The organism is Bacteroides sp. (assembly GCF_019417265.1).
GTDB lineage: Bacteria > Bacteroidota > Bacteroidia > Bacteroidales > Bacteroidaceae > Phocaeicola.
In genome coordinates, this window is sequence record NZ_DXVR01000127.1 from 1 (window position 1) to 6,177 (window position 6,177).

Annotated in this window: 8 protein-coding genes; all 8 read left to right on the top strand. The window is 40.4% G+C overall.

Annotated features, from left to right (window positions below; translation table 11 throughout):
- Nucleotides 1–338: 338 nt before the first annotated feature.
- A complete protein-coding gene (gene metK, locus QZ379_RS11670; RefSeq protein ID WP_291564897.1) occupies nucleotides 339–1,631 on the top strand; it encodes a methionine adenosyltransferase in 1,293 nt (430 codons plus the stop codon).
- 118 nt (nucleotides 1,632–1,749) lie between these two features.
- Nucleotides 1,750–2,337, top strand: coding sequence for a TIGR00730 family Rossman fold protein (locus QZ379_RS11675; protein ID WP_291564900.1), 588 nt, complete (start codon nucleotides 1,750–1,752; stop codon nucleotides 2,335–2,337).
- 20 nt (nucleotides 2,338–2,357) lie between these two features.
- Nucleotides 2,358–3,140, top strand: a complete 783-nt coding sequence (locus tag QZ379_RS11680) for a DUF4271 domain-containing protein (protein ID WP_291564903.1) — start codon at nucleotides 2,358–2,360, stop codon at nucleotides 3,138–3,140.
- Nucleotides 3,141–3,144: 4 nt separating this feature from the next.
- The gene (locus QZ379_RS11685; RefSeq protein ID WP_291564906.1) at nucleotides 3,145–3,891 is read left to right on the top strand and encodes a uroporphyrinogen-III synthase; all 747 of its coding nucleotides are present in this window, start codon (nucleotides 3,145–3,147) and stop codon (nucleotides 3,889–3,891) included.
- 107 nt (nucleotides 3,892–3,998) lie between these two features.
- The gene (rnpA, locus tag QZ379_RS11690) at nucleotides 3,999–4,394 is read left to right on the top strand and encodes a ribonuclease P protein component (protein ID WP_291564908.1); all 396 of its coding nucleotides are present in this window, start codon (nucleotides 3,999–4,001) and stop codon (nucleotides 4,392–4,394) included.
- A 12-nt stretch (nucleotides 4,395–4,406) separates the two neighbouring features.
- Nucleotides 4,407–4,628: a membrane protein insertion efficiency factor YidD gene (gene yidD / locus QZ379_RS11695; protein WP_291564917.1), complete on the top strand. Its 222-nt coding sequence runs from the start codon at nucleotides 4,407–4,409 to the stop codon at nucleotides 4,626–4,628.
- Nucleotides 4,629–4,640: 12 nt separating this feature from the next.
- Nucleotides 4,641–5,285, top strand: coding sequence for a TatD family hydrolase (locus QZ379_RS11700; RefSeq protein ID WP_291564911.1), 645 nt, complete (start codon nucleotides 4,641–4,643; stop codon nucleotides 5,283–5,285).
- 82 nt (nucleotides 5,286–5,367) lie between these two features.
- The coding region (tyrS, locus tag QZ379_RS11705) for a tyrosine--tRNA ligase (protein ID WP_291564915.1) at nucleotides 5,368–6,177 on the top strand (810 nt) is incomplete at its 3' end.

Genomic DNA, 6,177 nt, shown 5'->3' on the forward strand with positions numbered 1-6,177 from the left:
ACAGGTTCAGACATCATGCTGAACAATTACTTGTACGACTTCTTGTCGCACTTGTATTTATAAAGATACAATCTATATTTAGAGATTATGTCAGCACATTTACAAGTTTATTCCAGCGTGTCTTACACTTTCCACAATCGAATATGTTAAAATAATATGCATTTTGTAATTATTCCAATTAATATGCATATCTTTGCAGGCGAAAATAAAAAGTGGAAAGATTTGAGTAGCTTGCAACCACGGAAAAAAATGCTAAAACACATATTTGATTTTCTTCCCCCCTACTCTGTCCGTACACGGATAATTACAATCACTAATTTTTTAATTTAAAACGTAAAATGGGATATTTATTCACATCCGAATCAGTGTCTGAAGGACACCCCGACAAAGTAGCCGATCAAATATCGGATGCTGTGCTTGACAAACTGTTGGCTTATGACCCCAGTTCTAAAGTAGCTTGCGAAACATTGGTAACTACCGGACAGGTGGTACTGGCAGGAGAAGTGAAAACCAATGCGTACATCGACTTGCAGCGTGTAGCCAGAGAGGTAATCAACAAGATTGGCTATACAAAGGGCGAGTATATGTTTGAAGGAAACTCATGCGGAGTACTTTCTGCTATTCACGAACAGAGTGCAGATATCAACCGCGGAGTGGAACGCGAAGAACCAATGGACCAGGGTGCAGGCGACCAGGGTATGATGTTCGGTTACGCTACTAACGAAACCGAAAACTATATGCCTCTTTCGCTCGACCTTGCTCACAAGATACTTAGAGTGCTTGCCGACATCCGTCGCGAAGGCAAAGTAATGACTTACCTCCGTCCGGACTCAAAAAGCCAGGTTACTATCGAATATGATGACGACCGCCGTCCTGTAAGAATAGACACTATCGTAGTTTCTACACAGCACGATGAGTTCGTTGCTCCTGCAGATTCTTCTAAAGAAGCCCAGTTGAAGGCTGACGAAGAAATGCTTGCTAAAATCCGTAAGGACGTTATCGAAGTGCTTATGCCAAGAGTGATAGCAGAGATACACAACCCTGCTGTATTGGCTCTGTTCAACGACAACATCAAGTATCACGTAAATCCTACAGGTAAGTTCGTTATCGGCGGTCCTCACGGTGATACAGGTCTGACCGGACGTAAGATTATCGTTGACACATACGGTGGTGCCGGTGCTCACGGTGGTGGTGCTTTCTCAGGTAAAGACCCAAGTAAGGTAGACCGTAGCGCAGCATACGCAGCACGCCACATCGCAAAGAACCTTGTAGCGGCAGGTGTAGCAGACGAGATTTTGGTACAGGTATCATACGCAATCGGTGTCGCAAAACCTATCAACATCTACGTTAATACTTACGGCAGAAGCAACGTAAACATGACTGACGGCGAGATAGCAAAGAAGATTGACGAAATATTCGATATGAGACCTAAAGCTATCGAACAGCGTCTGAAACTCCGTAACCCTATCTATAGCGAAACTGCTGCCTACGGACACATGGGACGCGAGCCAAAGGTAGTTACAAAGACATTCGAATCTGTTTACGAAGGCAACAAGACAGTTGAGGTAGAACTCTTTACATGGGAAAAACTTGACTACGTTGATAAAGTAAAAGAAGCTTTCGGACTATAATCCGATAACATATAAAAATGAAGAATGAATGGCCTAAAAAGTCTTCATTCTTCATTTTTTTGTATTGACAGTTTACAAAGTCTTTACAATCTAATAACTAAAAAATAGAATCAAGAGTTTGGAAAATATAAAATCAGTATGCGTTTATTGCGCATCAAGTACAAAAATAGACAAGGCTTATTTCAAGGCAGCCGAAAAATTGGGCAAACTGCTTGCCGAGAAGAATATCAGTGTAATAAATGGGGCCGGATGTCAGGGACTAATGGCAGCCGTATCGGATTCTGTTCTTGAGGCAGGAGGAAAAGTGACAGGAGTTATTCCGCGTTTCATGGTTGAGCAAGGCTGGAACCACACCGGACTGACACAGACTATAGAAACAGACACAATGCACGAGAGGAAAAGCCTCATGGCAGAGATGAGCGACGCTGTAATCACACTGCCAGGAGGATGCGGCACACTGGAAGAGCTGATGGAGATAATCACATGGAAACAGCTCGGTCTGTATCTCAAGCCGATAGTTGTACTGAACGTAAACGGATATTTCACTCCGCTGCTCAATATGATTGAAAAGGCTATAGAAGAGAACTTCATGCGCCCCGAACATCAGAAACTATGGGAAGTGGCAAATACGCCGGAAGAAGCCGTAGATTTATTGTACAGGATACCTATGTGGAATAAAGAATTTCGTAAATTTGCAGCCATATAAGCATTTATCCGGAAATAAACATGAATGAGTGGACGATATTCAATGACAGCCTGTGCGTAAGGCCCCTGAATGAACAAACTTTGCTACCGGCTGACACCGGTATGCAAGGCGAAGCAATGCCCTACAAACTGGTGTCGGACAGTAATGTCATGACTGCCATAATATTAGGACTGCTGCTCATTGTAATAGCCCTTCAGAATGAAAAGAAAGGAATAATAAGAATATTCCGCAACTGTCTTTCCACTTCGTCAGACAGGACAAACCTGTTCGACGACAGTTACAGTTCTACCTCCAATATTCCAACTATTCTGCTCTGCTGTGCATCAGTCGTTATGGGAGGACTGCTTACATATCACTACTATTCATACTCCAATCCTGATTTTTTCTTCAGTACAAACCACACGGCAATGCTGTGTATTTATGCAGGAGTGTTTACGGCATATCTGATAAGTAAATGGATAATATACTCATTCATAAACTGGATATTCTTCGACAAAGAAAAAAACAAACTGTGGATTGAAGGTGTTTTCAATATCATTGCAGCCATGGGACTTATACTGTTTCCCACAGTGCTTTACATAATTTTTTTGGACTCAGAATTCCATTTTTCAGGAAAAATCATACTAACTATCATATTTATAAGCAAAATATTGTTATTTTATAAGTGTTTTAGGTACTTTTTCCGCAATTTTCATGGCGTTTTACATTTAATTTTGTACTTTTGCACCCTCGAAATAATACCCGACCTTTTTCTGTGGAAAGGTATAGAATTAATTAATAGCATATTGATCTTAAAAATTTAAAGCATTGAAGATAAAGAAAGTTCTTGTTTCTCAGCCAAAACCGACAACAGAGAAGTCTCCTTATTATGACATTGCTGAGAAATACGGAGTGAAGATAGATTTTCGCCCGTTTATAAAAGTAGAGAGCCTTCCTGCTAAGGAATTCAGACAGCAGAAAGTTTCTATTTTAGACCATACAGCTATCGTGTTCACATCACGCCATGCAATAGACCACTTCTTTAATCTTTGTGTGGATTTGCGTGTTACGATACCTGAAACAATGAAATATTTCTGTACTTCAGAGGCTATAGCTCTATACATCCAGAAATATGTACAATACAGAAAACGCAAGGTTTTCTTCGGTCTTAGCGGAAAATTCGCAGACTTATTGCCAACAATAATCAAACATAACACAGAAAAATACTTCATCCCGATGTCGGATGTACATAATGATGAAGTGAAAGATTTGCTCGACAAACACAAGATACAGCATACCGAAGCTGTGATGTATCGAACAGTAAGCAACGATTTCACACCGGAAGAAAGTTTTGATTATGACATGTTGGTGTTCTTCAGCCCTGCAGGAATACAGTCGCTGATGAAGAACTTCCCCAACTTTGAACAGAAAGACATCGCAATAGGATGTTTCGGTCCTACAACAGCCAAAGCTGTAAAAGATGAAGGATTGCGTCTGGATTTGGAAGCTCCTTCTGCTACAGCTCCATCAATGCCGGCAGCGTTGGATTCTTTCATTCGCGAACATAATAAATAATTAAAGAGTTAATATTCTTCACCAACCGGGTGTTTTGTATCGGGAAAAGTTTTTAACTTTGCGGTACGGAACTCCCGGTTTATTTTTTTAATAATAAAGAAACAGCAATGAGCGAGAAAAAAAGATTCACACTTCAGAAAAAAGAAAGGCTGAACAGCAAGATTATAATAGAAAAGCTGTTCTCAGGAGGAAGCAAATCGCTACCTGCATTCCCGCTCAGAATTGTTTACATGCCAATAGAAGAAGACGACTACCCAACACTGTCAATACTGATAAGTGTTCCAAAGAAAAGATTCAAAAGGGCTGTCAAGAGAAACAGAGTGAAAAGACAGATAAGAGAGGCATACAGGAAAAACAAGTTCATACTGAAAGACGTTCTCAACAAAGAGAACAAAAAGGCCGCAATAGCATTTATTTGGTTGGGAAATGAACTTTACGAATCAAGTGACATTGAAAACAAAGTAGTAAAACTTCTACAACTTACAGCCGAAAAGCTGGTTTGAGAAATGAAAATCATCAAACTTATATTCACCTACATACTACTGGCACCTATATACTTCTACAGGAATTGTATATCTCCATTCACACCTCCATCGTGCAGGTTTACTCCAACATGTTCGGAATATGCTGTCCTGGCTCTGAAAAAACAGGGACCTGTAAAAGGACTTTATCTTGCCATAAAAAGAATATTGCGTTGCCACCCATGGGGAGGCTCCGGTTATGACCCGGTACCATAAACTATTCAGGATATGATTATCGACATCCATTCACACAACACATCTGCAGCATATGAAAGCACAATCAAAAGCTTTTGTATGAAAGATTGCGATACAGAAAGTTTCCGTTCTGCCCAATACATGTCCATAGGAATACACCCATGGTATATTAACGGCAATGATTTGGAAAAGCAGATGGAATGGGTTGAAAAAAACGTTTTAAACGATAAAAGAGTTATCGCGATAGGCGAATGTGGTACAGACAAGCTATGCGCCACCAGCATGGATATGCAGATGAAGTCTTTTACATATTGCATACACATATCCGAGACATACAATCTTCCGTTAATAATACATTCCGTTAAAACTTCAAACGAAATAATAAACCTGAAAAAATCATTAAAGCCGAAACAACCGTGGATAATACACGGATTTCGAGGAAAACCGGAACAGGCCATACAATACACAAATAACGGATTTTTCCTTTCTTTCGGTAAAAATTATAACGAAAAATCACTGAAATCAATACCTCACGACAAACTGTTCTTTGAAACAGACGAATATACAGGAAACATAAATGACATTATAAGAAAAGTATCGGAAATACTTGACACTACGACCGACAAACTGATTGACATAGTATCAGAAAATGCTAAATGTCTCTTTTTTAATAGATAAAAATTGCTTATTCAGATAAAGTGTCGTAATTTTGCCATCAACAAACCAAAAATATTTTATGTTAAACTAAGAATTTCATTCGATGAACTTTGTAGAAGAATTAAGATGGCGCGGAATGGTACACACCATGATGCCAGGCACAGAAGAACTACTTGAAAAAGAAATGGTAACAGCTTACCTCGGTATTGACCCTACTGCAGACTCTTTGCACATCGGTCACTTATGCGGCGTTATGATGTTAAGACATTTCCAGCGTTGCGGCCACAAGCCGTTGGCTCTTGTAGGTGGTGCAACTGGTATGATTGGCGACCCGTCCGGAAAATCACAGGAACGTAACCTGCTGGATGAAGAGACATTGCGCCATAATCAGGAGTGTATCAAGAAGCAGTTGGGCAAATTCCTCGATTTCGAATCGGACGCCCCAAACAAGGCAGAACTGGTAAACAACTATGACTGGATGAAAGACTTCTCATTCCTCGACTTCGCACGTACAGTAGGAAAGCACATCACAGTAAACTATATGATGGCAAAAGATTCTGTACAGAAACGTCTGAACGGGGAGGCACGCGACGGACTTTCATTCACTGAATTTACTTATCAGCTGCTGCAAGGATATGACTTCCTGCATCTGTATGAAACCAAGAACTGTAAACTTCAGTTAGGTGGTTCCGACCAGTGGGGTAATATCACCACAGGTGCCGAACTGATTCGCCGTACAAACGGTGGTGAGGTTTACGCACTTACATGTCCGCTTATAACAAAAGCCGACGGTGGTAAGTTCGGTAAGACAGAATCAGGAAATATATGGTTGGATTCACGATATACATCTCCATATAAATTCTATCAGTTCTGGCTCAATGTGAGCGATGACGACGCCGAAAGGTATATAAAG

Excerpts from the sequence above, each read along its gene's own strand:
- metK (WP_291564897.1), top strand. The coding sequence starts at position 339 with ATGGGATATTTATTCACATCCGAATCAGTGTCTGAAGGACACCCCGAC.
- QZ379_RS11680 (WP_291564903.1), top strand. The coding sequence starts at position 2,358 with ATGAATGAGTGGACGATATTCAATGACAGCCTGTGCGTAAGGCCCCTG.
- rnpA (WP_291564908.1), top strand. The coding sequence starts at position 3,999 with ATGAGCGAGAAAAAAAGATTCACACTTCAGAAAAAAGAAAGGCTGAAC.
- QZ379_RS11700 (WP_291564911.1), top strand. The coding sequence starts at position 4,641 with ATGATTATCGACATCCATTCACACAACACATCTGCAGCATATGAAAGC.